We start from the raw sequence: 24,247 nt of genomic DNA on the forward strand, positions 1-24,247 counted from the left end.
TTCCGTGAGCGTCGCGCTGCCCGTTCTGCGTAACTTCGTCGGTGGCGAATACACCGAGACCGCAGATGGTGTCACCTCGCAGGTGATCGACCCGAGCACCGGGGAGGCGTACGCGCTGGCACCGGTCTCCTCCGAGCGGGACGTCGACGTGGCGATGGCGGCGGCGGACAAGGGCTTCGAGGCCTGGCGCGACGCGACCCCGGCGGAACGGCAGCGCGCGATGCTGCGGATCGCCGACGCGATCGAGGCACGGGCCGACGAGATCATCGCGGCCGAGTGCCGGAACACGGGCAAGCCGGTCGAGGCGACCCGGGCCGAGGAGATGGGTCCGCTGCTCGACGAGCTGCGCTTCTTCGCCGGCGCGGCGCGGATCCTGGAAGGCAAGTCCGCGGGGGAGTATCTGCGCGACCACACGTCCTACGTGCGGCGCGAGCCGATCGGCGTGTGCGCGCAGATCACCCCGTGGAACTATCCGATGGTCATGGCGGTGTGGAAGTTCGCGCCGGCGATCGCGGCGGGCAACGCCGTCGTGCTCAAGCCGTCGGACACCACCCCGGTCAGCACGCTGCTGCTGGCCGAGATCGCCGCCGAGTTCCTGCCGCCGGGCGTGCTCAACGTGGTCTGCGGCGACCGCGACACCGGCCGGGCCGTGGTCGCGCACCCGGCCCCGCAGCTCGTCTCGATCACCGGCTCGACCCGGGCCGGCATGGAGGTCGCGGTCGCGGCGGCCGCCGACCTCAAGCGGGCCCACCTCGAGCTGGGCGGCAAGGCGCCGGTCATCGTGTTCGACGACGCCGACATCGCCGCCACCGCCCGGGCCGTGGCCGAAGCCGGCTACTTCAACGCCGGGCAGGACTGCACCGCGGCCACCCGGGTGCTCGTGCACGGCCGGGTCGCCTCCGACTTCACTGCCGCGCTGGCCGAGGCGGCCCGCAACACCCGCGTCGGCGGGCCCGACGACACCGAGGCGTTCTTCGGCCCGGTCAACAACGCCGCCCAGCTGGCCCGGGTGCAGGGCTTCCTCGACCGCGCGCCCGGCCACGCGAGCATCGTGGCCGGCGGCAAGCGGATCGGCGAGCGTGGCTACTTCCTCGAGCCGACGGTCGTGGCCGGGTTGCAGCAGCGCGACGAGATGATTCAGGACGAGGTGTTCGGCCCGGTCATCACGGTGCAGTCGTTCGACGACGAGGACGCCGCGGTGCGGTGGGCCAACGATGTGCGCTTCGGGCTCAGCGCCAGCGTCTGGACGCAGAACCACGGCCGTGCCATGCGGGTCTCGCGGCGGCTGGACTTCGGCGCCGTCTGGATCAACACTCACCTGCCGTTCGTGTCGGAGATGCCGCATGGGGGCTTCGGCCACTCCGGCTACGGCAAAGATCTTTCGATGTACGGATTCGAGGAGTACACCCGGATCAAGCATGTGATGAGCTACCTCGGCTGACCGCCCCCACATTAGACAGAGGAACGCCATGAGCACCCCCCAGCACAGCGCCGTACGCACCCGGCCGGCGGCCGGTGACACGCCGGCGATCGAGTTCGTCGGCGTGAACAAGAACTACCTGTCGCACGGCGAGACGGTGCCCGCCGTCAAGCGGACCGACCTGGCGATCAGCCAGGGCGAGTTCTTCTCGCTGCTGGGCCCGTCGGGCTGCGGCAAGACCACGACGATGCGCATGATCGCCGGTTTCGAGGAACCCACCGCGGGTCAGGTGCTGCTCGACGGCAAGGACGTCACGGGAGTCGCGGCCAACAAGCGTGACGTCAACATGGTGTTCCAGTCGTACGCGCTGTTCCCGCACCTGAACACGTACCAGAACGTCGCCTTCGGCCTGGAGCGCCGGAAGGTGGGCAAGAGCGAGATCGGCCGCCGGGTCGGCGAGATCCTCGAGATCGTGTCGCTGACCGGCATGGAGAAGCGCTCGCCCAAGGAGATGTCGGGCGGTCAGCAGCAGCGCGTCGCGCTGGCCCGGGCGCTGGTCAACCGGCCGCGGGCGTTGCTGCTGGACGAGCCGCTGGGCGCCCTCGACCTCAAGCTGCGCCAGCAGATGCAGATCGAGCTCAAGCGCATCCAGCGCGAGGTCGGCATCACCTTCGTCTACGTCACCCACGACCAGGGGGAGGCGCTGACGATGTCGGACCGGATCGCCGTCATGAACGCGGGCGTGATCGAGCAGCTGGGCTCTCCGCGCGAGATCTACGAGCGGCCGGCGACCCGGTTCGTGGCCGGCTTCATCGGCACGTCGAACATCGTCGACGGCCACGTGGAGCGGGTCGAGGGCGGGTTGGCCCTGCTCAGCTACACGACGCAGGACAGGGTGGTCGTGCCGGTGGGGCCGTCGGCGCGCACGGGGGACAAGCTGGAGGTGTCGATCCGTCCGGAAAAGATCGACTTGCACCGGGGGGTGCCGCCGGTCACCGCCACCGGTGGCAGTGTGCTCTCCGGCACAGTGACCGAGGTCGTTTATCACGGAACCTCAACGAATTACACCGTAGCCACCGCGGCCGGCGCGGACTTTACTGTCTTCGATCAAAATGCATCGAACGCCGAGGATCTTGCTGTCCGCGGTGATCGTGTCTACCTCACCTGGGCCCCCCAGCACTCATATCTGATCGGAGTCTGAATGTCCGCGTCGAATTTCTCCGACCCCTCCCTCCTCCGTGGTCTGACCCAGCGTCGCTTCGGCCGTCGGGACGCGCTTCGGCTCTCCGGACTGGCCGCCCTGGGCGGCGCCCTCGCCGCCTGCGGCGTCCAAGGACAGGGCACGCAGGCGCCGGCCAGCGCCGAGCCCGACGCCGTGGCCAAGTTCTGGAACGGCAAGGTCAAGAACGGTTCGATGAAGTTCGCGGGCTGGCCGCTCTACATGGACCCCAAGCAGCCCGAGCTCAAGAAGTTCACCCAGCAGACCGGCATCACGGTCAAGTACGACGAGGTCATCCAGGAGATGGGCCCCTGGTTCGCCAAGGTGCAGCCGCAGCTGTCGGCGGGCCAGTCCATCGGGTACGACCTGATGGTCATCACGAACAGCTTCCAGTTCACGCAGTTCCGCGACTCGGGCTTCCTGGCCCCGCTCGACCACGCGAAGCTGCCGAACTACGCCAAGAACGCCGGCGCCGCGTACAAGAAGGAAGCCTTCGACCCGGGCAACGCCTACTCGGTTCCGTGGGCCTCGGGCATGACCGGCATCGCCTACGACATCAACAAGACCGGCCGCGAGATCACCAAGCTGGCCGACCTGTGGGACCCGAAGTTCAAGGGCAAGGTCGGCATGTTCTCCGACATCCAGGAACTCGGCAACTTCGGCCTGCTGTCGCTGAACCTCGACCCGGCCACGTCCACCGCCGCCGACTGGCAGAAGGCCGCCGACCACCTGCGGAAGCAGAAGGACGCGGGCATCGTCCGCAACTACTACGACCAGGGCTACATCGACGCGCTCGGCAACGGCGAGGTCTGGCTCACCCAGGCCTGGTCGGGCGACATCTTCCAGAAGAACATCTCCGACGGCACCGACTTCCGGTTCGTGATCCCCGAGGAGGGCGGCACGATCTGGACCGACAACATGACCATCCCGGTCACCGCCGAGAACCCGGTCGACGCGCTCATGCTGATGGACTTCTTCTACGAGGTCGAGACCGCCGCAACGCTCGCCGAGTACATCAACTACGTCTGCCCGGTGCCCGCCGCGCAGCCGGCCATCCGCGCCCACGCCGGCAAGGCGACCGGTGAGGACAAGGACGCCCTGCTCGACGTCGCGGACTCCAAGCTGGTCTTCCCGACCAAGGCGGAGTACGACAAGCTGCACTACTACGTAGCGTTCGAGGCCACGAGCGAGCAGCAGAAGTTCCAGAAGACCTTCGAACCTATCGTGCTGGGATGACATGAACCGCGTCAAAAACAAGATCGCGCCCTACCTGCTGGTTCTGCCGGGCGGGCTGTGGTTGCTGGTCTTCTTCGCGGTGCCGATGGTCGCGATGTTGTCGCTCTCCCTCCAGGAGGGCGACATCGTCCACGGCTACCGCTTCACCGGGCACTGGCAGACGTACACGGAGGCCATCTCCGCGTACGACACGCAGATCATCCGGTCGCTCCTCTACGGCGCCATCGCCACCGTCGTGCTGATCGCGCTGGCCTTCCCGATGGCGTACTGGATCGCCTTCTACGGCGGACGGCGCAAACCGACGTACCTGTTCCTGGTCCTGCTGCCGTTCTTCGTCTCGTTCGTGCTGCGCACCATCTCGTGGCGGCAGATCCTGACCGACGAGGGTCCGCTGCTGTCCCCGCTGCGCAGTGCCGGGCTGATCGACCAGTCGTTCCACATCCTCGGCACGCCGTTCGCGGTGATCGCCGGGCTGGTCTACAACTTCCTGCCGTTCATGGTGCTGCCGATCTACGTGGCGCTGGAACGCATCGACCCGCGCGTGGTCGAGGCGGCGCGGGACCTGTACGCCAACCCGGCCACCGCGTTCCGCAAAGTGGTCTTCCCGCTCGCCCTGCCCGGTGTCTTCGCCGGCGTGCTGATGACGTTCGTGCCGGCCAGCTCCGACTACGTCAACTCGGAGGTGCTGGGCAGCGCCGACACCACGATGATCGGGCAGGTCATCCAGACCCAGTTCCTCGAGAACTCCGACTACCCGACCGCCTCGGCGCTCTCCTTCGTGCTGATGCTCGTGCTGCTGATCGGCGTTTTCACGTACGCCCGCATCCTCGGCACCGAGGACGTCATGAAGGTGGCCGCCCGATGACCGCACCGACGCTCGACCGCCACCGGCAGTCCACGCAGGTCGAGGAGGCCGCGCGGATCAAGCCGAAGCGCCGGATCACCGGGCCCGGCCTGCTGCACGCGTGGACCTGGCTGATCATCGCGTGGCTGATCCTGCCGATCATCGTGATGATCGCGTTCGGCTTCAACGACACCCCGGGCCGCTACAACCAGACCTGGGTCGGCTTCACGTTCAAGTGGTACGGGCGGCTGTTCGAGTACTCGGACCTGACCGGCGCCCTGATCACGTCGATCCTCATCGCGATCGTGGCCAGCCTGCTCTCCGGGGCGCTGGGCACGGGCATCGGCTACGCGCTGGGCCGCTACCGCTTCCGCGGCTCCGGCTCGCTCAACCTGATCATGTTCGCCACGATGTCCTCGCCCGAGCTGATCATGGGGGCGTCGCTGCTCAGCCTGTTCGTCTCGGCGGGCGCCGGCCTGGGCCCGGTGACGATCACGATCGCGCACGTGATGTTCTCGATCTCGTTCGTCGCCGTCGTCGTGCGGGCCCGGGTGATGACTTTGGACCGCTCGATCGAGGAGGCCGCGGCCGACCTCGGCGCGAGCCCGTGGACCACGTTCTGGAAGGTCACCTTCCCGATCATCCTGCCCGCGGTCTTCTCCGGTGTGCTGCTGGCGTTCGCTCTGTCCATCGACGACTTCATCGTCACCGCCTTCACGGCGGGCACCACCAAGACGTTCCCGCTGTGGATCTGGGGCGCCACCCGCGTCGGCATCCCGCCGCAGGTCAACGTCATGGGCACGCTCATCTTCGCGGTCGGCGTGTTCTTCGCGCTGCTCGCCAACATCCGATCGTCGAGCAAGGGTAAGCGGGATTGATAACTCGTGCCTTCCGCCTTGAAGGACGCACTGACTGAGCCGTTCTGGCTCACCCAGGCGGGGGCTCCGGCTCCCGCCGACCCGCTCGACGGGCTCGGCACCGCGGATCTGGCGGTGGTCGGGGCCGGCTACAGCGGACTGTGGACGGCCCTGATGGCCAAGGAACGCGACCCCGGCCGCGACGTCGTGGTGATCGAGGCGGGCACCGCGGGCTGGGCCGCCTCGGGCCGCAACGGCGGGTTCTGCTCGGCGTCGCTGACCCACGGCTACGCCAACGGCGCCGGGCGTTTCCCGGACGAGATCGACGAGCTCGAGAAGCTGGGCCGGCAGAACCTGGACGAGATCGAGGCGACCGTCGCGCGCTACGGTATCGACTGCGACTTCTCCCGTACGGGGGAGCTCAGCGTGGCCACCGAGGACTGGCAGCTGGCCGGGATGCGCGCGGAACTGCGGCCCGGCTTCGGCCTGCTCGACCGTGAGCAGGTGCGGGCCGAGGTCGACTCCCCGACGTACGTGGGTGGGGTCTGGGACCGCGACGGCTGCGCGATGATCGACCCCGCCCGGCTCGTGTGGGGCCTGCGCGCGGCCTGCTTGTCGCTGGGCGTGCGCTTCTACGAGCAGTCACCCGTGGACCGCATCACCCGGCACGGCGCCGGAATGCGGCTGCACACGTGGCGCGGCCGCCTCGACGCCGCCCGGGTCGCGCTGGCCACCGGCGCCCACGGCCGGCTGCTGCGCCGGCTGGGCCACTTCGTGGTTCCGGTCTACGACTACGCGCTGATGACCGAGCCGCTCTCGCCGTCGCAGCTGGCCGCGATCGGCTGGCGGCACCGGCAGGGCGTCGGCGACGCGGCCAACCAGTTCCACTATTACCGGCTGAGCGCCGACAACCGCATCCTCTGGGGCGGCTACGACGCGGTCTACTACAACGGCGGCCGGATCGACCCGTCGCACGACCAGCGTGAGGCCACCTTCGCGCTTTTGGCCGAGCATTTCTTCACCACGTTCCCGCAGCTCGAAGGTCTGCGCTTCACCCACAAGTGGGGCGGCGTGATCGACACGTGCAGCCGCTTCAGCAGCTTCTTCGGCACGGCCCACGGCGGCCGGGTGGCGTACGCGGCCGGCTACACCGGCCTGGGCGTGGGCGCCACCCGCTTCGGCGCGAACGTCATGCTGGACCTGCTCACCGGCGAACGCACCGAACGCACGTCGCTGAAAATGGTGCGCAGCAAGCCGGTCCCGTTCCCGCCGGAGCCGGTGCGATCGGGCGTCATCCAGCTCACCCGCTGGTCGATAGCCCAGGCCGACCGCAACGCGGGCCGCCGCAACCTGTGGCTGCGCACCCTCGACAAGGTCGGCCTGGGCTTCGACTCCTGACGATTGGTGACCTTGGGCCGGGGTGGACTAACCTCTTAGCTAACCGCGGAGGTGACGCTGTGCCGGCTGAGTTCAACGTGCCCAAGGTCGAGGTTCACCTCGAGACCGAGGGAGTCCACTTCAACATGCACGAGGCCAAGACTCATCTGTCCCGGATCATCGAGCGCGTGGAGCGGGGCGAGGAGATCTTCATCGACCGGGCCGGCGTTCCCGTGGCCAAGGTGGTGCCGCTGGTGCGCCGGGTCGATCGGGTGGGCCTCGGCTCGCTGGCCGGGCAGGTCGACCTCGCCGGCGACTGGGATTCGCCCGCCACCAACGCGGCGATCGCCGACGATTTCGGGATCGGCTGATGGGCCTGCTGCTCGACACTCACGTCGCGCTCTGGGCCATCACCGGCGACCCGGCGCTGGGCGAGGATCTGCTCGATCGGCTGCGTCACGACCCCGACATCTTCCTGTCCCCGGTCTCCCTGTGGGAGATCTCGATCAAGCAGGCCGCGGGCAAGCTCGGCGGCCCGCCCGACCTCGCCGAGCGCGTCCGCGACCTCGGTTTCCGGGAGTTGCCGGTCACCCACCCCCATACGATCGCGGCGGGGCGGCTGCCGCCGCATCACCGCGACCCGTTCGACCGCCTGCTGATCGCCCAGGCCCGCGTCGACGGTCTGACCCTGGCCACCCGCGACGCTGCGCTGAGCCGATACGACGTCGAGCTTCTGAAGGTGTGAGCGGGGTCAGAGGGCGACGCCGGTCAGGACCGTGACGCGGGGCTCGGTGTAGTCGTCCATGGCGCTGGCCACGCCCTCGCGGCCGGAGCCGCTGGCCTTGACCCCGCCGTACGGCATCTGGTCGGCTCGGAAGCTGGGGACGTCGCCGATGACGACGCCCCCGACGCGCAGGCGGCGGGAGGCCTCGAAGACCAGGTCGAGGCGCCGGGTGAAGACGCCCGCCTGCAGACCGAAGGCGCTGTCGTTGATGGCGTCGAAGCCGGCGTCGTCGGAGTCGACGGGGGTCAGCACGAGCACGGGGCCGAAGACCTCGTCCGCGGTGACCTTGGCGTCGGCGGGGACGTCGGTCAGCACTGTGGGGGCGATCGTCGTGCCTTCACGGGTGCCGCCGGTCAGCACACGGGCCCCGGCGGTCACGGCCTCGGCGATCCACTGCTCGATGCGCTCGGCGGCCGCCTCGTTGACGACCGGGCCGACGTCGGTGGCCTCGTCGCGCGGATCCCCCGTACGCAGCGCCGACACGGCCTCGAGAAGCAGGGGGGTGAACGCCTCCAGGTGGTCCCGGTGCACCAGCACCCGCTGCACGGCGATGCAGCTCTGCCCGGCCTGGTAGTTGCCGAACGTGGCGATCCGCTGGGCCGCGAAACCCAGGTCGTCCCAGTCCCGGCAGACCAGCGCGGCCGCGTTGCCGCCCAGTTCCAGTGTCACGTGTTTGCGGGGCACGGCGTCCTGGATGAGCGCGCCGACCGGGCCGCTGCCGGTGAACGACACCACGGGCAGGCGCGGGTCGGCGACCAGGGCGGCCATCCGCTCGTTGGGCACCGGCAGGATCGAGAACATCCCGTACGGCAGGTCGAGCCCGGCCATGATCTCGCCCAGCAGCAGGGCCGTCAGGGGCGTGGCGGGCGCCGGCTTGAGCACGATCGGGGCGCCGACGGCGAGAGCGGGCGCGACCTTGTGGGCGACCAGGTTGAGCGGGAAGTTGAACGGCGCGATGCCCAGCACCGGGCCGCGCGGCACCCGGCGGACCAGGGCGATGCGCCCGGCCGCGGCGGGGTCGGTGTCCAGCCGCTGCAGCTCGCCGGAGAAGCGGCGGGCCTCCTCGGCGGCCCAGCGGAACGTGGACACGGCCCGCGCCACCTCGGCCCGGGCCCACTTGATCGGTTTGCCGTTCTCGGCGGTGATCAGGGCCGCGACCTCGGCCGCGCGCCGGCCGAGCTGCCGGCTGATCTCGTCCAGCGCGCCGGCCCGCTCGGCGGCGGTCAGGGCGGCGGCCGGGCCGGTGGCCGCGACCGCGGCGGCGACGGCCTCCTCGACCTGGTCGGCGGTGGCGTTCGCGGTCTCGCCCACCACCTGCGTGTCGTACGGGTGACGCACGGTGAGGGCGTCGGCGCTGGTGGCCGGCTTCCCGGCGACGAAGAAGGGGATCACGAACCGGAGCGTACCCGCAGATGTAACACGGAAATAGTTGTCGGGGCTCTTGCATGCGACGGAATCGGTGAAATGATCGGGTCCACAAGCCTGAAGGAGTTGAGTCATGCCCACGTCGGCCGAGTTGCACAAGCGCCGGGCCGCGGTCGTCGCCCGCGGGGTCAGCAGCATGGTCCCGTCCTACGTGAGCAGCGCCGCCGGCGGCACGATGACCGATGTGGACGGGCGCGAGTGGATCGACTTCGCCGCGGGCATCGCCGTCACGAACGTCGGCAACGCCGCGCCCAAGGTCGTCGCGGCGGTCCAGGCTCAGGTCGAGCGTTTCACCCACACCTGCTTCATGATCGCGCCGTACGAGCAGTACGTGGCGGTCTGCGAGGAGCTGGCGGCGCTCACACCGGGTGACTACGAGAAGCGCTCGGCGCTGTTCAACTCGGGCGCCGAGGCCGTCGAGAACGCCGTGAAGATCGCCCGGCACGCCACCGGGCGGCAGGCCGTCGTCGTGTTCGACCACGCTTACCACGGCCGCACCAACCTGACGATGGCGCTGACCGCGAAGGTCATGCCGTACAAGCAGGGCTTCGGCCCGTTCGCGGGCGAGATCTACCGCGTGCCGATGTCCTACCCGCTGCGCGACGGCCGCAGCGGGGCGCAGGCGGCGGCGTACGCGATCGGCCAGATCGAGAAGACGGTCGGCGCGAGCAACGTGGCCGCCGTGCTGATCGAACCCGTGCAGGGTGAGGGCGGTTTCATCGTGCCCGCCGAAGGGTTTCTGCCGGCTGTCGCGGCGTGGAGCAAGGCGGCCGGCGCCGTGTTCATCGCCGACGAGATCCAGACGGGCTTCTGCCGTACGGGGGAATGGTTCGCCTCTTCGCACGAGGGTGTCGAGCCGGATCTGATCACCACCGCCAAGGGCATCGCCGGGGGACTGCCGCTGGCTGCGGTCACCGGACGGGCCGAGATCATGGACGCCGTGCACCCGGGTGGGCTCGGGGGCACGTACGGGGGAAATCCGATCGCCTGCGCCGCCGCGCTGGCCTCCATCGAGACCATGCGTGAGCTCGACCTGGCCGCCGCCGCCCGTCGCATCGAGACGATCGCGCGGCCCCGGCTGGAGGCCCTCGCGGCCAAGCACCCGGCGATCGCCGAGGTGCGCGGCCGCGGCGCGATGCTCGCCCTCGAGGTCGTGATACCCGGCGAGGACGGCCCGGCAGGCCCGGCGCCGGACGCCGCAGCCACCGCCGCGGTCGCCAAGGCCGCGCACGAGCTGGGCCTGCTGCTGCTCACCTGTGGCACCTACGGCAACGTGATCCGGCTGCTGCCGCCGCTGATCATCTCCGACGAGGAGCTCGATCGCGGACTCACGCTGCTCGACCAAGCCTTCTCCGTCCTTTAAAGAAAACCAGGAGCCCCCCGTTGAGCGACCTCCAGTCACCCGACTACGAAAAGCTGTCCGGCGCCGCCCGCGACCACCTGTGGATGCACTTCACCCGGCTGTCGTCCTACCAGAAGGCCGAAGTCCCGATGATCGTGCGCGGCGACGGCTGCTACATCTGGGACTCCGCCGGCCGCCGCTACCTGGACGGCCTGTCCGCGCTGTTCGTGGTGCAGACCGGGCACGGCCGTCAGGAACTGGCCGAGGCCGCCGCCAAGCAGGCCGGTGAACTGGCCTACTTCCCGATCTGGTCGTACGCGCACCCCAAGGCCGTCGAACTGGCCGCGCGGCTGGCCGACCTGACGCCGGGCGACCTCAACCGGGTCTTCTTCACCACCGGCGGCTCCGAGGCCGTCGAATCGGCGTGGAAGCTGGCCCGCTCGTACTTCAAGCGCACCGGCAAGCCGACCAAGACCAAGGTGCTCTCCCGCAACATCGCCTACCACGGCACCTCGATGGGCGCCCTGTCGATCACCGGCATCCCCGCGCTCAAGCAGGACTTCGAGCCGCTGGTGCCGTCGACGTTCCGGGTGCCCAACACCAACTACTACCGCCGGCCCGACGAGAACATGTCGCTCGAGGAGTTCGGCGTGTGGGCGGCCGACCGGATCGCCGAGGCCATCGAGTTCGAGGGCCCTGACACGGTGGCCGCGGTGTTCCTGGAGCCGGTGCAGAACGCGGGCGGCTGCTTCCCGCCCCCGCCCGGCTACTTCCAGCGGGTCCGCGAGATCTGCGACCGCTACGACGTGCTGATGGTTTCCGACGACGTGATCAGCGGCTTCGGTCGCCTCGGCGAGTACTTCGGCGGTCAGCGGTACGGCTACACGCCCGACATCATCACGGTGGCCAAGGGCCTGACCAGTGGTTACGTGCCGCTGGGGGCGATGATCGCGTCGGAGCGGCTGGCCGAACCGTTCCTCGAGGGCACCAACTGGTTCGCGCACGGCATCACGTACGGCGGTCACCCGGTCGGCTCGGCGGTGGCCCTGGCGAACCTCGACATCATGGAACGCGAGAACCTCAACCAGCACGTCCGCGACAACAGCGAGCTGTTCCGGTCCTACCTGGACAGGCTCAGCGACCTGCCGATCGTCGGCGACGTGCGCGGTGACGGCTACTTCTTCGGCCTGGAACTGGTCAAGGACAAGGCCACCAAGGAGACGTTCAACGAGGAGGAGTCGGAGCGGCTGCTGCGCGGCTTCCTGTCCTCCGCGCTGTTCGCGGCCGGGCTCTACTGCCGCGCCGACGACCGGGGCGACCCGGTGATCCAGCTCGCGCCGCCGCTGATCGCGGGCGAGCAGCAGTTCGCCGAGATCGAGCAGATCCTGCGCTCGGTGCTGACGGAGGCCGCCAACCTGCTTTGACGAAGGGGCGCCGGGCCGCCACGGGGAAGATCCCCCGGGGCGGCCCGGCCACGTCACGGCCGATCGCCGATGTCGTCCACCACGGCCTGGGTGAGCATGAGCTCCTGGGAGTACACGACGGCGTCGAGGGGATTGCCGGCCAGGCGCCGCCCCACACCGGGCACCAGCCCATCGCTTCGCGTCGGGTAGGGCGAGGCCTTGGTCCGGCCCGGCGCCGGTTCCACTGACGGCTTCTCACCGGCCGGCACGGCGCGCACCGCCTGCGCCCCGGCGTAGCGCCCGGTCCCCGGATCGAACAGGAGGTCGGTCGAGACCTGGTGCTCGCGGTTGCGCACGACCACCAGGCGACGGCCGTCCACGGTCGTCTCGCCGACACTGACCGGCAGGGCCGCCATCGTCCGGAACAGTCCGCGCACCCGGTCGGCCGGGGTGTAGACGTCGGTGTAGAAGGCCAAAACGAGCCCCTTCCAGACTTTCAGGTCGTCGGACTCGAGCACGTTGCCCTTGCGGTCGGTGACGAGAGCGGCGCGGATCGCCGCCGGGTCGGTGGGCCCGCCGACCAAGTCCCTCAGGCCGGTCCCGGCGGGGATGCCCTTCGTCACCCGGCCGGCTTGTTCCCGGGCCCGGACCTCGGCCAGCCGTTCCGGGTCCGGCTTCCCGTCGTCACACAGCTCGAAGGCGGTGAAGCGGGTGTTGACGTCGTACCAGTTCTCGCAGGTCCGCACGTAGATCAGCCCGTCCCGCTCCCGCTGCACGGTCCGTTCGGTCCACCAGGTCACCTGTCCCTTGCGGAACGCGAGCGGCTCCGCCGTCACCGCCCGGTCGCGCAACTCGCCGATCACCCGGGTCACCGTCTCGCGGTCGGAGGTGAAGGCCGGCTGCGACACCGTACGGGGTCGCAAGAGGAAGAATCCGGCGCCGACCAGGGCCATGACGGCCGCGGCGGCGGTGATCGGCACCCAGAGGCGGCGGGTGGAGCGGCGCGGCGCGGGCCGGGCGGCGATCTTGTGCCACACCCGCGCGACGGCCTCGTCGGACGGTTCGGCCACGCCGGGCGGCAGCTCGCGGACGGCGATCAGGTCGGGATCCGTACGGCTCATCGGTTGTCCTCCTCGCTCAACGCCGCCTTGACCTTGGCCCGCGCACGGTGCAGGGACGACTGCACCGAACCGAGCGGAATCTCCAACGCGGCCGCGATCTCCGCGTACTCCAGCTCGGCCACGGCGTACAGCATCAACACGTCCCGCTGCCGGCGCGGCAGTTTCGCCAGCACCGCCGGCAAACGCGCCACCTCACGCTGCGCGTCGACCCGGTGCGCGGCGGCCTCGTCGTGTCCCGCGTCCGGAACGAGCGCGACCTGCCGGAGGGCCCGGACCTCTTCCCGTACGTGCCGGCGCAGCAGCCGCGTGGCGATGCCGTACAACCAGGGCAGCAGCTCACCCCGCGCCGGATCGAACCGGTGCCGCCGCTCGTGCGCCACCAGGAACGTCTCGGCCACCACGTCCTCGGCGAGCTGCGGCCCGACCCGTCTCGTGCAATATCGCAGCAGCTCGCGGGCATGCCGGCCGAACATCCCGGCCAGATCATCGGCCCCCGCGGCCGCCGTCGTCGGCGATCTCATACCTCTACTTGCCGCGGAGGGCCATCCATGTTCCCCGTTACGCCTCAGTTGTTCGCAACGCGCCCCGGCGCTGCTGCCACATGCCCGCCAGCACGGTGGCGACCAGCATAATCGTGACGGCGACGACGGCCAGGATCGGTTCCAGCGACTCGTATAAGCCGAGCGCGGCCACGAACGGGATGACCGCGGTCGGCCAGGGCCAGGCGGCGTGCCAGCGGCCCGACGTGCCCCACATGACCACGGCCAAGCCGGCCAGGTAGAGGGCGACGCCGCCGTGCAGAGCCCAGCGGCCGGACGGGTCGAGCGCGCCCGCGGGATGCACGATGAACTGCTCGATCCCGACAGCCGCGATGGCCAAGCCGACGATCAGCGGCAGATGGCCGTAGATGTAGGCGTCGGCCACCCCGTTCTCCACGTCCTCACCGTCCTCGACCAGCTCCTTCTTGCCGGCCGCGCCGCCCAGGTCGAAATAGATCCACCACAGGCCGGCCACCGCGGCGAAGGCGACCAGTGCCGACACCACCGACGCGGCCTCCCAGTGCTGCTCGTGCACCCCCACGGCCACCGACCGCACCGACTCGCCCAGCACCAGGATCACGAACAGGGCGAACCGCTCGGGCAGGTGCTCCAGGTGCAGCGGGGTCTTGTCGCCGAGTCGCGTGGCCACCAGCGGCGCGACCGCCTCGACCAGGATGCTGGCCGCCCACAGCACGTAGCGGGCCGTGCCGTGCAGGGGGAGCGAGACCGCCCACAGCACCGACGACGCGGCGGCCCCGGCGATGTAGATGGCGATCGTGTGGCGTGCGTCGGGCACGTGACGCCAGGCCCGGGCGTACAGGAGCAGCAGGATGACCCGGGTGGCCAGGAAGCACAACGCGAACTGGGTGCCCTCGCTGCTGGTCGCGCCCTGGGCGGCCGCCGCCATGCCGATCACCGCGCCCGCCGCGCCCAGCTTGGCCAGCCGGTAGACGACGTCGTTGGTGTCGAACCGGTTGGCGTACAGCGTGGTGGTCACCCACGACCACCACGTCACCACCAGCAGCGCGGCGAAGATCGAGGCGCCACCCAGGCTGAGGTTGCCCGCGAAGGACTGGGCCAGCTGATCGACCACCAGCACGTACGCCAGGTCGAAGAAGAGCTCCAGGCGCGAGGCCCCCCGCTGCGGCTCGGTGCGCAGCTTGGGCGGCCGGATCAGCGGCGCGGGCCGGTCATCTGTTGTCACGCGCCCGCTGTTCCCCGGACACCGCCCTTTTACGCAGTTTCTCGGCCGCGTTCATCAATGAGTCGACAGGGGCCGGGGTCATGCCGGGGGAGGGGAGGACCGCCTGACCTGCCCCACCACCCACCCCGACCGCTGCCCACAACGAACACCGGCGATCGCGCCTCCCGCCAGGGCTCGCCGGGCAGGTCAGCGCACCTGCTCGGCCATCCACTGCCAGATGTGCTGCCCGTTGCGCGCCGGGTCGTTGCGCGCCACGTAGATCCACGACCAGTGGCCGGGGAACTGGTAGCCGTTCCACACGACGGTGTCGTACAGGGTCAGCAAAGATCCTCCGATCAGGTCGTGGGCGTGGATCGTGTTGGGCTCGGGCGGCACCGTCGTGTCGTCGCGCGAGGTCACCAGCCAGGTCGGCGTGGTGATGGCGGCCAGTTCGGCGTCGGTGATCAGGCGGCCGCCGCCGGGCTGCAGGGACTGCACGACGCCGCAGATGGGCACGGACGCCGCGAACAGTTCCGGGTACGCGACTGTCATCTCCATCGACATGTAGCCGCCGTTGCTGCAGCCGACGACGTAGATGCGCGACGGGTCGACGTGGTGGCGCCGTACGACGTCCCGGATGATGTCGCGGATCTGGGGCGCGAAGCGGGGGCCGTCCTCCATCCAGAAGGACTGGCTCTGCGGGGCCACCACGTAGGCGCCGTCGAAAATGCGTTGGGCTTCCCGGGTGGCGAAGCCGAGCGCGCCGCGGTTGGCCCGCAGCTGGGTTTCGTTGTCGTAGTAGTTGTCGGGCAGCGACGCGCCTTCACCGCCGCCGTGCAGCCACACCACCAGTGGCCGCCGGCCCCGGGCCCGCGACGGGGAGTAGAGCCGGTATTTCATGCCGGAGCGCGCGATGCCGTAGCCGAACGCGTCGACCTCCGGGTTGGCCAGCCGGCCCTGGCGGAAGCCGGTGATGGTGAGCGGGCGGCCGCCGCGCAGCGTCAGCGGGGTGTTCTGGGTGATCGTGTAGTCCAGGTTCAGCCGTACGTTGCGACCTCTGCTCGCGATGTAGCCGAGCGTGCCGCCGCCCGTCTGCCCTTCCGCGTACGCCAGGTCGAGCACGATGTCGCCGTGCCGGTCCACGCGGGCCGCGGTGACCGCGCGGTCCAGGTCGTACTCGCTGAAGATCTGGTCGCCGGGGGCGATGGGGATCGGGCTCGTGGCTTTGGCGTGCACGGTGAACGTGCCCGGGGTCAGGCCGGCCGGGTCGACGCGGCCGAGCCGGGACGTGTGCAGGGTGACCGAGGTGACCTGTTCGCCGCCGTCGAGCACCTGGGCGTCGAGGGTGAACCGGACCCGGACCGCGGCACCCGCGTGGGCCGCGACGGGCAGGGCGAGACCGGCGGCGGCGCCCGCGCCCGCGGCGAGGACGGTGCGACGACTGATCGGCGTGGCCATGGGGACTCCTCTGTTTCGGCTTCCTTACGACCTCATTACAGTGATGTCGGTCTATCACGAAGCGTGCATCCTCCACAATGATCGTGTGAACGTCGACCTTCTGGTGAGAGCCACAGCCCCCGTACGCCTGCACAACGAGACGATCGAGGGTGTGCTCGACCTGGCCGACCTCGTGCTCGAGCACCCGGTCACGTTCGACAACTGCACGTTCACCGAGGTCCCGGTTCTGGACGGGCTGACCGTCCCGGCGCTGCGGCTCACCGGCTGCCACCTGCCGGGCCTGCGCGCCGACCGGTTGCAGGTGGCGCGCGATCTGACCTTGACCGGCTCGGTGTTCTCGGGGACGTGCCGCCTGCGTGACGCCGGCGCGGGCACGCTCGATCTCGCCGGCGTGCAGGTGACCCCGCACGGGTATCAGCCCCTCGACGCAGCCCCGGGTGACGCGGTCCCGCCCGAGTACCTGGCCGTCGACGCCCGCGGCGCCCGGATCGGCGGCGACCTCACCGCGGCCGGGCTGACCTGGAAGGGTGCGCTGCTGCTGGGGCTGGCCCGGATCGACGGCATGCTCGTGCTGACGGGCGCGGCCGGCGAACTGGTGCACGCGCCCAGCCTGACCGCGCGGGGCCTGTACGCCACCGAAGGACTGTTCACGGCGCTCAACCTGCCCGCCGCCACCGTGGACGGTCCACTCGAACTGCCCCGGGCCGAGCTGGCCGAGCTGGGTGCGTGGGGCCTGACCGTGGCCGGGTCCGTCGTGCTGGCCGACGCCCGCGTAGCTGGGACCGTCAACCTGCAGGGCGCCGAGCTGCGGGCCGGCTTCCACGCGTCGGGGCTGGTGGCGGGGAGCCTGCAAGCCAGCCGGGCCGACATCCGGGGTGACTGCGTGCTGGCCGGCGCCCGCTTCGCCGGCCTGGTCACCATGCGCGGCACGCGGGTGGGCGGCACGGTCGTGCTGCGTGACACCGAGCTCGGCGAGGACGGGGGTGTGTCGCTCAAGGCGGACGGGCTGGTCGCCTTCGAGCTGCTGCTGGAGTGCGCGACCCCGCCCGGCCACGTCGACCTGCGGCACGCCACCGTCGAGGTGCTGGCCGACGCGGCGACGGCCTGGCCCGCGCGACCGGTGCTGACCGACTTCGCGTATCGGCAGCTGCGGCGGGACGTCCCGGTCGCGCAACGGCTGGAGGTGCTGCGGCGGGCCACGCCGTCGGTGGAACCTCAGCCGTACGAGCAGTTGGCCCTGGCCTATCGCGCCGCGGGCCGGGAACGGCAGGCGCGCCGGGTGTTGCGCGAGAAGCTGCGCCGCGAGTCGCGCGCCGGTGGTCTGCCGGGCCGGCTCTGGGGGCGGGTGCAAGACCTTTCCATCGGGTACGGGTATCAGCCCGGCCGGGCCGCGGCCATCTTCGCCGTCCTGCTGCTGGCCGGCACGGGCTGGTTCGCCACGGCGGCGTCCTGCGCGGGGGCGGCGGGCCTGTGCCCGGTGAAGGCCGACGAGCATCCGGGGTGGGACCCGTTCCTGTATTCGCTCGACCTGCTGGTGCCGCTGATCGACCTGGGCCACGAGAAGGCGTGGGACCCGCTCGGCGCGGACAAGGTCGTGGCGGTGGCCCTGATAGTCAGCGGCTGGGTCTTCGCCTCGGTGGTGGTGGCAGCCGCGGGCCGAGCCCTGAGCCGGTCGTAATCCTGAGCCGGGCGTGGCGCGGTCCGGCGGTGCCGGGCGGCCGCAACCCCGGGGCGCAACCCTGAGTCGGGCGCGCCGGGCCGCGTCATGTGGTCGAGTCGCGTTCGATGACTCGCCAGGCGTCGCGCTGGGAGGACGCCGCTTCGCCCAGGGCCGCTGCCGCGCAAGCCGCCCCCTGGGAGCGCAACGACTGCGCGACAGTCGTCAACCCCGCCGTCGTGGCCAGCGCCGAGTCGTCCCACCCGGCGACCCGCGCCGACGGCAGGGCCAGCCGGGCCGCGTGGGCCATCGGGTCGTTCATGGCGGCCACCGCGTCGATGTCCGGCGCCGCCGACAGCAGCAACTCCATCACCCGCCGCGCCTCGGCCTCGTCGTTGGTGCGGCACACCCCGACCGGCACCGAGTTCCAATCCAGACCGAGTTCCACGACGGCGTCCCGGTAGCCGTCCAGCCGGTCGCGCGTCACCGGGTAGGCGGCCGCGGAAAGGCCGGCCGTGACGAACGTGTCCCGCGCCCGGTCGACCGGGAAGCTCAGCACCGCGGGCCGCCCCGCGCCGGCGAAGACCACCAGCCCCACCGCGCGGGCCGCCGCCCGGTTGTCGATGGTGAACGACCCGCCGTGCACGATCACCGGCCGCCCCGAGCCGCGCGCCGCCGTCAGCACCGGATCGTCGTCGGTGGTGGTCCACACGACGTAGCCGTCGACGGCCGCCGCGGCCACCCGATCGGGATCGTCGGGCCCGGCCCCGGTCGGCACGATCAGCATGCCGTACCCCCGGTCGGCGCACACCTCGGCGATCCCGGCCAGGAACTCGACGGCTTGCGGGTTGTCGAACGCGTACGTCAGGTGCTCGCCCAGCACCACCCCCAGCGTGCGCGTCGCTCCGTAGCGCAGGGAGCGCGCGCTCGGGTCGGGCCCGCCGTAGCCGAGCCGGGCCGCCGCCGCGAGCACGGCCTCCCGGGTCTCGGCGGACACCCGCTGCGGCCGGTTGTACGTGTACGAAACGGTCATCGGCGACACCCCGGCCGCACGGGCCACGTCCGTCATGGTCACCCGGCGCCGCTGTTGCATCCCCGGATTCTATCTGTGTAGCGTTACACAATGCTGAAAACAGCGGCCTACGCGGTCTTCGCGGCGTTCGGCGCCTTCTGGGGCACCTGGGGCGCGGCCATCCCCCGCATCCGGGAGCAGGCCGCCCTCGACGACGCCCAGCTCGGCACGGCCCTGCTGTTCGTCAGCGCCGGCGCCCTGCCCGCGATGCTGCTGACCGGCCGCGCCCTCGACCGCTGGGGCCTGCGCTGCGCGGCCTACCTGCTGGCCGCGCTGGGCGGGGCCGGCGTGATCGCCGCCGCCACCGGTCACGGCCTGGTCAGCCTGGCCGCCGGGCTGGTCCTCGTCGGCATGACCAGCGGCGCGGCCGACGTCGCGGCCAACTCGGTCGCGGGCCGGGCCGAGCAGCTCACCGGCCGCCCCGTCATCACCCGGGGCGGCGGCGTCTTCTCCGTCGGCGTCGTCGGGGCCAGCCTCGGCACCGGCGCCGCCTACGCCCTCGGCGTCCCCGTCTGGGTCCCGTTCGCCGCGGTGCTGCTGCTCTGCGTGGCGGCCGGCGCCCTCGTGCACGTCCGCCTCCCGTCCGGAGCCGTCGCGCCCGGCCGGAGCGACAACCCTTCCCCTCGTCCGCCGTTGGCCCCGCTGCTGCTCCTCGGCGCGCTCGGCGCCCTGGGTTACGCGAGCGAAAACGCGCACCAGAGCTGGAGCGCGGTCTTCCTGGAGGACGTGCTGTCGGCCGCGGCCGGACTGAGCGCCATCGCCCCCGCCGCGTTCGCCGCCGTCGCCGCGGCCACCCGCTTCACCATCAGCGCGCTGAGCCCGGCCCACGCCCGTACGGTCGTGATCGCCGGCGCGGTCGTGGCCGCCGCGGGTGCCGCCGTCCTGGCCGCCGCCCCGTCGATCCCGGTCGCGCTGGCCGGCCTGGTGCTGGCCGCCGCCGGCACCGCCACGTTGTCCCCGACCCTGTTCAGCATCGTTTCGCGCAACGTCGACGAGTCCGCCCGTGGCCGTGCCACCGCGATCGTCACCGTCGTGTCGTACCTGGGCTTCCTGCTCGGCCCGGTCTACGTCGGCTACTGGTCGTCCGCCACCGGACTGCGCGGCGCCATGCTGGCCGTCGGCGCGCTCGGCGTCACCCTGGCCGCACTGGCCCTGCCCCTGATCAGAATGAGCCGCTACCGGGTTCGGTAAGTTCTCCGGGTGAACCAACCGCGGCTGCATGTGGGATGTGCGCAGTGGACACACAAGGCGTGGCCGGTGTCGGGCGCCGAGAAGCTGCGGTCGTACGCGGAATGGTGCAACGCCGTCGAAGGCAACACGACCTTCTACGCCACGCCGTCCCGCGAGACCGTCGCCGGCTGGGCCGATCAGACCCCCGAGGATTTCCGGTTCGTCCTCAAGTTTCCCCGCAAGGTCACCCACGAGGAGCGGCTCCGCACCAGCGGGGACGAGGCCCGCCGGATCTTCCTCGAGGCGATCGAGCCGCTGGGCCCCCGGATCCACGCCCTGTGGGTGCAGCTGCCGGCGAGCTTCGGCCCGTCCGACCTGCCCACGCTGGACGATTTCCTCCGCCGTCAGCCGACCGCCTACCGCTACGCCGTCGAGGTGCGCCACCCCGCCTTCGCCGACGACCCCCGCCCGCTCCACCAGGTCCTGACCGCGGCCGGGGCCGAGCTGGTGCCCTTCGACACGAGCGTCATGTTCGCGAGCCCGCCCACCAGCGACGGCGAGCGTGACGCGTGGTCCAGGAAACCCCGCCTGCCCGTACGCCCCCACGCCCTCACCGACTTTCCCGTGGTGCGCTACTTGGGCCGCGACGACCCCACCCGTACGGTCGAGGGCTGGCAACGCTGGCTCCCGGTGATCGCGCGCTGGTTGCGGGAGGGCCGCTCGCCCACCGTCTTCGTGCACACGCCCGACAACGTCGAGGCCCCGGCCCTGGCCCGCCGCCTGCACGCCGAGGTGGCCGCGCTCGTGCCCGGCCTCGTGCCGCTGCCCGAGCCGCAACCGACCACCCTGTTCTGATCGGATCCGGCCCGGATTGTCGGGCGCCCGGCGGCCGCGGTGCAGCAGGGTTGATCGCGAAGGGAGGCCATCGTGATCGCGGCCCTCAACCACCTGACCGAGCTGATCGAGGCCGGTGAGCTCGACGTGGCCGCGGCCGCCCGCAGCCTCGGCACCACCGAATACCACCTGCGGCGCATGTTCTCGTCGCTGGCCGGGATGTCGTTGTCGGAGTACGTACGCCGGCGCCGCATGACGACGGCCGCGGCCGACGTCGTGCGGGGGGCCGAGGACCTGCTCACCATCGCGGTGCGGCACGGCTACGGCTCGGCCGAGGCGTTCGGCCGGGCGTTCCGGGCGGTGCACGGCGCGAGTCCCGGTGAGGTCCGCCGCGACGGTGGTCCCCTTCGCACCCAACCGCAGCTCAGGTTTCGCCTGACCGTCGAAGGAGGCACCCCCATGGACACCCGGATCGCCGATCGTCCCGCGCTTCGCCTGATCGGGCACGCCGTACGCGTCCCGCTCATTCACGAGGGCGTGAACCCGCACATCCAGCAGCACATCGCGTCGCTGCCCGCCGAGGCGCACGCCCGCCTCAAGGCGCTGGGCAACACCGACCCGGCGGGCCTGCTGGCCGTCACCGACGACACCGCCCCCGACGCGGCCGAGGGCAGCGAGCTGACCTACCTGCACGGCGTGGCCGTCACCGGTGACACCACCGCCCCGGCCGGGCTCGACACCATCGACGTCCCGGCGGGCCGGTGGGCGGTGTTCCGCAGCAGCGGCGCCTACCCGGCGGCGCTGCAGGCCACGTGGGCGGCGACCGCGGGTGAGTGGTTACCGTCCAACCCGTGGCGGCTGCGTCCGGGGCCGTCGATCGTCGCCTTCGTCGAGCGGCCGGCCGATTTCAGCACCGCGGTCACCGACCTGTGGTTGCCGGTCGAGCCGGCTTGACACCGATGAGTCCGGGCCTCCCGCGTGGTTGCTGCCCCGGGTCGAGGCGAGCGGCGGCCGGGTGCTCGGCCCGACCGGCGACATGCCGTGGGGTCAGTGGGTCGCCCACGTCCACGACCCCGACGGCAACCTGGTCAACCTCACCGCGACGCTTGCGTGAGCCCGATCGGTGCCGCAGGGACACCCCTGGCGAGTGGCGTAGGTGGCCCGGTAGTCGGCGGCGAAGCGGCTCGGGTCGAGGTAGCCCCAGCGGCGGCCGTGACCGTGGCGCCCTCGGTGGGGTCGGCGGCCAGCAGGTTGTGGTGGGCGCGGTCGAGGCGGGCCGGCGCAGGTAGGCCATCGGCGTGGTGTCAAGGTGGCGGCGGAACGCGGCCTGCAGCGCGCGCGAGGTGATCCGGGCCGCCTCGGCTATCCACATCGCGCCGTTTCGGCCCGGAAACGGAAGTGACTGTGCCGGCGCGTCAGCGCGCCGGGGCCGGATGTTTCTCCCAGGCGTCGCGCAGGGTGGTCGCCCGCAGTCCCGCGTTGATGCCCAGCCAGCGGATCGGCTCGGGTTCCCAGCGCCGGGAGCGGTGGCCCACCCAGGGCAGCCCGGTCCGTTCGGTCTCGTGCCCGGCGATCAGGTCGGCCAGGGTGCGCCCGGCCAGGTTGGCCGCGGCCACGCCGTCCCCGACGTAGCCACCGGCCCAGGCCACGCCGTCGCGCAGTCCGACGCTGGGCATCCAGTCGCGCGGGATGCCCAGCGGGCCGCCCCACCGGTACGCGATCCCGGGCCGGATCCGGAACATGTCGGCCAGGGTCTCCCGCAGGCTGTCGAAGACCGCCGGCACCTGGTCGTACGAGGGTTCGATGCGCGACCCGAAGTGGTAGGGCGCGCCGCGGCCACCGAACGCGAGCCGGTCGTCCGCCGTCCGCTGGCCGTAGATGATCATGTGCCGTTCGTCGGTGAAGGTCTCGCGCCGGGCCAGGCCGATCCGCTCCCAGTCGGAAGCGGGCAGCGGCTCGGTCGCGATCATCAGCGAGTAGACCGGGGCCAGCGCGCGCCGATGCCCGGACAGCTGGGCCGTGTAGCCCTCGAGCGCCCGCACCACCGTCCCCGCCGTGACAGTGCCGTGGTCGGTCACCACCGAGCCGCGCGACAGTGACAACACGCGTGTGCCCTCATAGACCGCGACGCCGCGCTGCAATACCGCATCAAGAAGGCCGCGCACGAGCCGCGCCGGATGCAAGGCGGCGCAGTCCGGGCTGTAGACCCCGCCCAGCACGTCGGTAGCGTTGCAGATGGCGGCCGCGGCGGAGCGGGACAGGAAGCCGGGGGAGCGCCGAGCCCGCCGCAGCTGCGCGGGGGACCGGGCCAGCGAGATCGTCCCGCCTTTGGCGTAGTCGCAGTCGATGCCCACCCGTCCGACCTCGTCGACGGCGTCCGCCAGTGCGGCATGCATCGCCCGCGCTCGATCGGCGCCGTACCGGCGCGCGAGTTTGGCCTCGCTCACCGGGAACAGCCCCGAGGCCCACCCGCCGTTGCGGCCCGACGCGCCGAACCCGCAGTACGACGCCTCCAGCACCGCGATCGACAGTGAGGGCGCGAGCTGCGACAGGTAGTAGGCCGTCCACAGTCCGGTGTAGCCGCCCCCGGCGATCGCCACGTCGTACGACCGGTCGCCCGGCAGCGGCGGCCGCGGCACGATCGGGTCGAGCGTGCTCAGCCAGAAGGACGGGATCATCGAGTTCCCCACGCGTACGTCTGTTTGGCCAGCTTGAGATACATGAAGGTCTCGCAGGCGATGACGCCCTGGACCGACCGGACCTTCTCGTTGAGCAGGTCGAGCAGGTGCTCGTCGTCGGTGCAGACCAGCTCGACCAGCAGGTCGAAGCCGCCGGCGCAGATCACCACGTAGTCGACTTCGGGGATCGCGGCGATCTCGTCGGCGATGGCGCGCAGGTCGCCGTTCACCTTGAGGCCGACCATCGCCTGCCGCGCGAAGCCGAGCGTGAGCGGGTCGGTCACCGCCACGATCTGCATCAGGTCGCCGTCGAGCAGGCGCTGCACCCGCTGCCGGACCGCCGCCTCGGAGAGGCCGATCGTCTTCGCCAGTGTCGCGTAGGACATCCGCCCGTCGCGCTGCAGGTGCTCGATGATCTGCTTGTTGATGTCGTCGAGTGCCACGTCCGCCGTCACGCCGCGATTCTTCCCGCCGGGCAGGTCGACGGCAATCGAATCACTCGTCCGGTTTGCGGCCGTCGATGGAATCCGCACCGGAACGTCCCCCTCACTGTCTGCCATCACCTGCGTTTATCGCAGAGTTGATCGCTCTTGACAAGTTTTTCAGTGGCGTCAAGGCTCGTGGCGCA

23 protein-coding genes are annotated in these 24,247 nt (G+C 71.1%); 15 read left to right on the forward strand and 8 right to left on the reverse strand.

Translation table 11 applies throughout. From position 1 onward, the window contains the following. Positions 1 to 4: 4 nt before the first annotated feature. From BKA14_RS05450 to BKA14_RS05485, 8 genes are all read left to right on the forward strand, one after another. Complete coding sequence (locus tag BKA14_RS05450; protein WP_239092469.1) at positions 5 to 1,441, forward strand: gamma-aminobutyraldehyde dehydrogenase; 1,437 nt, start codon at positions 5 to 7, stop codon at positions 1,439 to 1,441. 28 nt (positions 1,442 to 1,469) lie between these two features. Further along, the gene (locus BKA14_RS05455) at positions 1,470 to 2,621 is read left to right on the forward strand and encodes an ABC transporter ATP-binding protein (RefSeq protein ID WP_184949827.1); all 1,152 of its coding nucleotides are present in this window, start codon (positions 1,470 to 1,472) and stop codon (positions 2,619 to 2,621) included. Then, the gene (locus BKA14_RS05460) at positions 2,622 to 3,875 is read left to right on the forward strand and encodes a polyamine ABC transporter substrate-binding protein (RefSeq protein WP_184949828.1); all 1,254 of its coding nucleotides are present in this window, start codon (positions 2,622 to 2,624) and stop codon (positions 3,873 to 3,875) included. A gap of 1 nt (position 3,876) precedes the next feature. Next, positions 3,877 to 4,740, forward strand: coding sequence for an ABC transporter permease (locus BKA14_RS05465; protein WP_184949829.1), 864 nt, complete (start codon positions 3,877 to 3,879; stop codon positions 4,738 to 4,740). After that, positions 4,737 to 5,597, forward strand: coding sequence for an ABC transporter permease (locus BKA14_RS05470; RefSeq protein WP_184949830.1), 861 nt, complete (start codon positions 4,737 to 4,739; stop codon positions 5,595 to 5,597). Before BKA14_RS05465 ends, BKA14_RS05470 begins: the two co-directional genes overlap by 4 nt. Before the next feature lie 6 nt (positions 5,598 to 5,603). Next, entirely contained in the window at positions 5,604 to 6,974 is a 1,371-nt protein-coding gene (locus tag BKA14_RS05475; protein ID WP_184949831.1) for an NAD(P)/FAD-dependent oxidoreductase, read from the forward strand. 125 nt (positions 6,975 to 7,099) lie between these two features. Continuing rightward, a complete protein-coding gene (locus BKA14_RS05480; protein ID WP_184956576.1) occupies positions 7,100 to 7,324 on the forward strand; it encodes a type II toxin-antitoxin system Phd/YefM family antitoxin in 225 nt (74 codons plus the stop codon). Continuing rightward, complete coding sequence (locus tag BKA14_RS05485) at positions 7,324 to 7,698, forward strand: type II toxin-antitoxin system VapC family toxin (protein WP_184949832.1); 375 nt, start codon at positions 7,324 to 7,326, stop codon at positions 7,696 to 7,698. The genes BKA14_RS05480 and BKA14_RS05485 overlap by 1 nt, the downstream gene beginning before the upstream one ends. A 6-nt stretch (positions 7,699 to 7,704) precedes the next feature. Here the strand turns inward: BKA14_RS05485 and BKA14_RS05490 are convergent, their stop codons facing one another. Then, positions 7,705 to 9,129 carry an aldehyde dehydrogenase family protein gene (locus BKA14_RS05490; RefSeq protein WP_239092468.1) on the reverse strand — a complete coding sequence of 475 codons (1,425 nt, stop codon included), beginning with the start codon at positions 9,127 to 9,129 and terminating at the stop codon, positions 7,705 to 7,707. Between the two features lie 106 nt (positions 9,130 to 9,235). Between BKA14_RS05490 and gabT the strand changes: the two genes are divergently transcribed. Both gabT and BKA14_RS05500 read left to right on the forward strand, forming a co-directional pair. Next, positions 9,236 to 10,525, forward strand: coding sequence for a 4-aminobutyrate--2-oxoglutarate transaminase (gene gabT, locus BKA14_RS05495; protein WP_184949834.1), 1,290 nt, complete (start codon positions 9,236 to 9,238; stop codon positions 10,523 to 10,525). A gap of 20 nt (positions 10,526 to 10,545) precedes the next feature. After that, positions 10,546 to 11,928: an aspartate aminotransferase family protein gene (locus BKA14_RS05500; RefSeq protein WP_184949835.1), complete on the forward strand. Its 1,383-nt coding sequence runs from the start codon at positions 10,546 to 10,548 to the stop codon at positions 11,926 to 11,928. A gap of 53 nt (positions 11,929 to 11,981) precedes the next feature. On the opposite strand, the gene BKA14_RS05505 is transcribed toward BKA14_RS05500, so the two are convergent. The 4 genes from BKA14_RS05505 to BKA14_RS05520 form a co-directional block, all read right to left on the reverse strand. Then, complete coding sequence (locus BKA14_RS05505; RefSeq protein WP_184949836.1) at positions 11,982 to 13,028, reverse strand: hypothetical protein; 1,047 nt, start codon at positions 13,026 to 13,028, stop codon at positions 11,982 to 11,984. Continuing rightward, positions 13,025 to 13,549, reverse strand: a complete 525-nt coding sequence (locus BKA14_RS05510; protein ID WP_184949837.1) for an RNA polymerase sigma factor — start codon at positions 13,547 to 13,549, stop codon at positions 13,025 to 13,027. The genes BKA14_RS05505 and BKA14_RS05510 overlap by 4 nt, the downstream gene beginning before the upstream one ends. Before the next feature lie 37 nt (positions 13,550 to 13,586). Beyond that, positions 13,587 to 14,771: a low temperature requirement protein A gene (locus tag BKA14_RS05515; RefSeq protein ID WP_184949838.1), complete on the reverse strand. Its 1,185-nt coding sequence runs from the start codon at positions 14,769 to 14,771 to the stop codon at positions 13,587 to 13,589. Between the two features lie 186 nt (positions 14,772 to 14,957). Then, positions 14,958 to 16,208 carry a prolyl oligopeptidase family serine peptidase gene (locus BKA14_RS05520; protein WP_184949839.1) on the reverse strand — a complete coding sequence of 417 codons (1,251 nt, stop codon included), beginning with the start codon at positions 16,206 to 16,208 and terminating at the stop codon, positions 14,958 to 14,960. Positions 16,209 to 16,293: 85 nt separating this feature from the next. On the opposite strand from BKA14_RS05520, the gene BKA14_RS05525 reads away from it, so the two are divergent. After that, the gene (locus tag BKA14_RS05525) at positions 16,294 to 17,886 is read left to right on the forward strand and encodes a hypothetical protein (RefSeq protein ID WP_184949840.1); all 1,593 of its coding nucleotides are present in this window, start codon (positions 16,294 to 16,296) and stop codon (positions 17,884 to 17,886) included. Positions 17,887 to 17,971: 85 nt separating this feature from the next. Here the strand turns inward: BKA14_RS05525 and BKA14_RS05530 are convergent, their stop codons facing one another. Continuing rightward, on the reverse strand, positions 17,972 to 18,958 hold the full coding sequence (locus BKA14_RS05530; RefSeq protein WP_203722010.1) for a LacI family DNA-binding transcriptional regulator: 987 nt from the start codon (positions 18,956 to 18,958) through the stop codon (positions 17,972 to 17,974). Positions 18,959 to 18,988: 30 nt separating this feature from the next. On the opposite strand from BKA14_RS05530, the gene BKA14_RS05535 reads away from it, so the two are divergent. The 4 genes from BKA14_RS05535 to BKA14_RS43605 all read left to right on the forward strand — a co-directional run bounded on the left by BKA14_RS05535 (position 18,989) and on the right by BKA14_RS43605 (position 22,055). Further along, positions 18,989 to 20,128 (forward strand): MFS transporter, encoded by a 1,140-nt coding sequence (locus tag BKA14_RS05535; protein WP_184949841.1) that lies wholly within the window; start codon positions 18,989 to 18,991, stop codon positions 20,126 to 20,128. Between the two features lie 9 nt (positions 20,129 to 20,137). Then, entirely contained in the window at positions 20,138 to 20,962 is an 825-nt protein-coding gene (locus BKA14_RS05540; RefSeq protein ID WP_184949842.1) for a DUF72 domain-containing protein, read from the forward strand. A 72-nt stretch (positions 20,963 to 21,034) separates the two neighbouring features. Then, positions 21,035 to 21,895 carry an AraC family transcriptional regulator gene (locus BKA14_RS05545; protein ID WP_184949843.1) on the forward strand — a complete coding sequence of 287 codons (861 nt, stop codon included), beginning with the start codon at positions 21,035 to 21,037 and terminating at the stop codon, positions 21,893 to 21,895. 28 nt (positions 21,896 to 21,923) lie between these two features. Next, on the forward strand, positions 21,924 to 22,055 hold the full coding sequence (locus BKA14_RS43605; protein ID WP_260416410.1) for a VOC family protein: 132 nt from the start codon (positions 21,924 to 21,926) through the stop codon (positions 22,053 to 22,055). A gap of 301 nt (positions 22,056 to 22,356) precedes the next feature. On the opposite strand, the gene BKA14_RS05555 is transcribed toward BKA14_RS43605, so the two are convergent. After that, positions 22,357 to 23,619 (reverse strand): NAD(P)/FAD-dependent oxidoreductase, encoded by a 1,263-nt coding sequence (locus BKA14_RS05555; protein WP_184956579.1) that lies wholly within the window; start codon positions 23,617 to 23,619, stop codon positions 22,357 to 22,359. Next, complete coding sequence (locus tag BKA14_RS05560; RefSeq protein ID WP_203722008.1) at positions 23,616 to 24,074, reverse strand: Lrp/AsnC family transcriptional regulator; 459 nt, start codon at positions 24,072 to 24,074, stop codon at positions 23,616 to 23,618. The genes BKA14_RS05555 and BKA14_RS05560 overlap by 4 nt, the downstream gene beginning before the upstream one ends. Between the last annotated feature and the right edge of the window lie 173 nt (positions 24,075 to 24,247).

The sequence above is a fragment of the Paractinoplanes abujensis genome (assembly GCF_014204895.1).
Taxonomy (GTDB): Bacteria; Actinomycetota; Actinomycetes; order Mycobacteriales; family Micromonosporaceae; genus Actinoplanes; species Actinoplanes abujensis.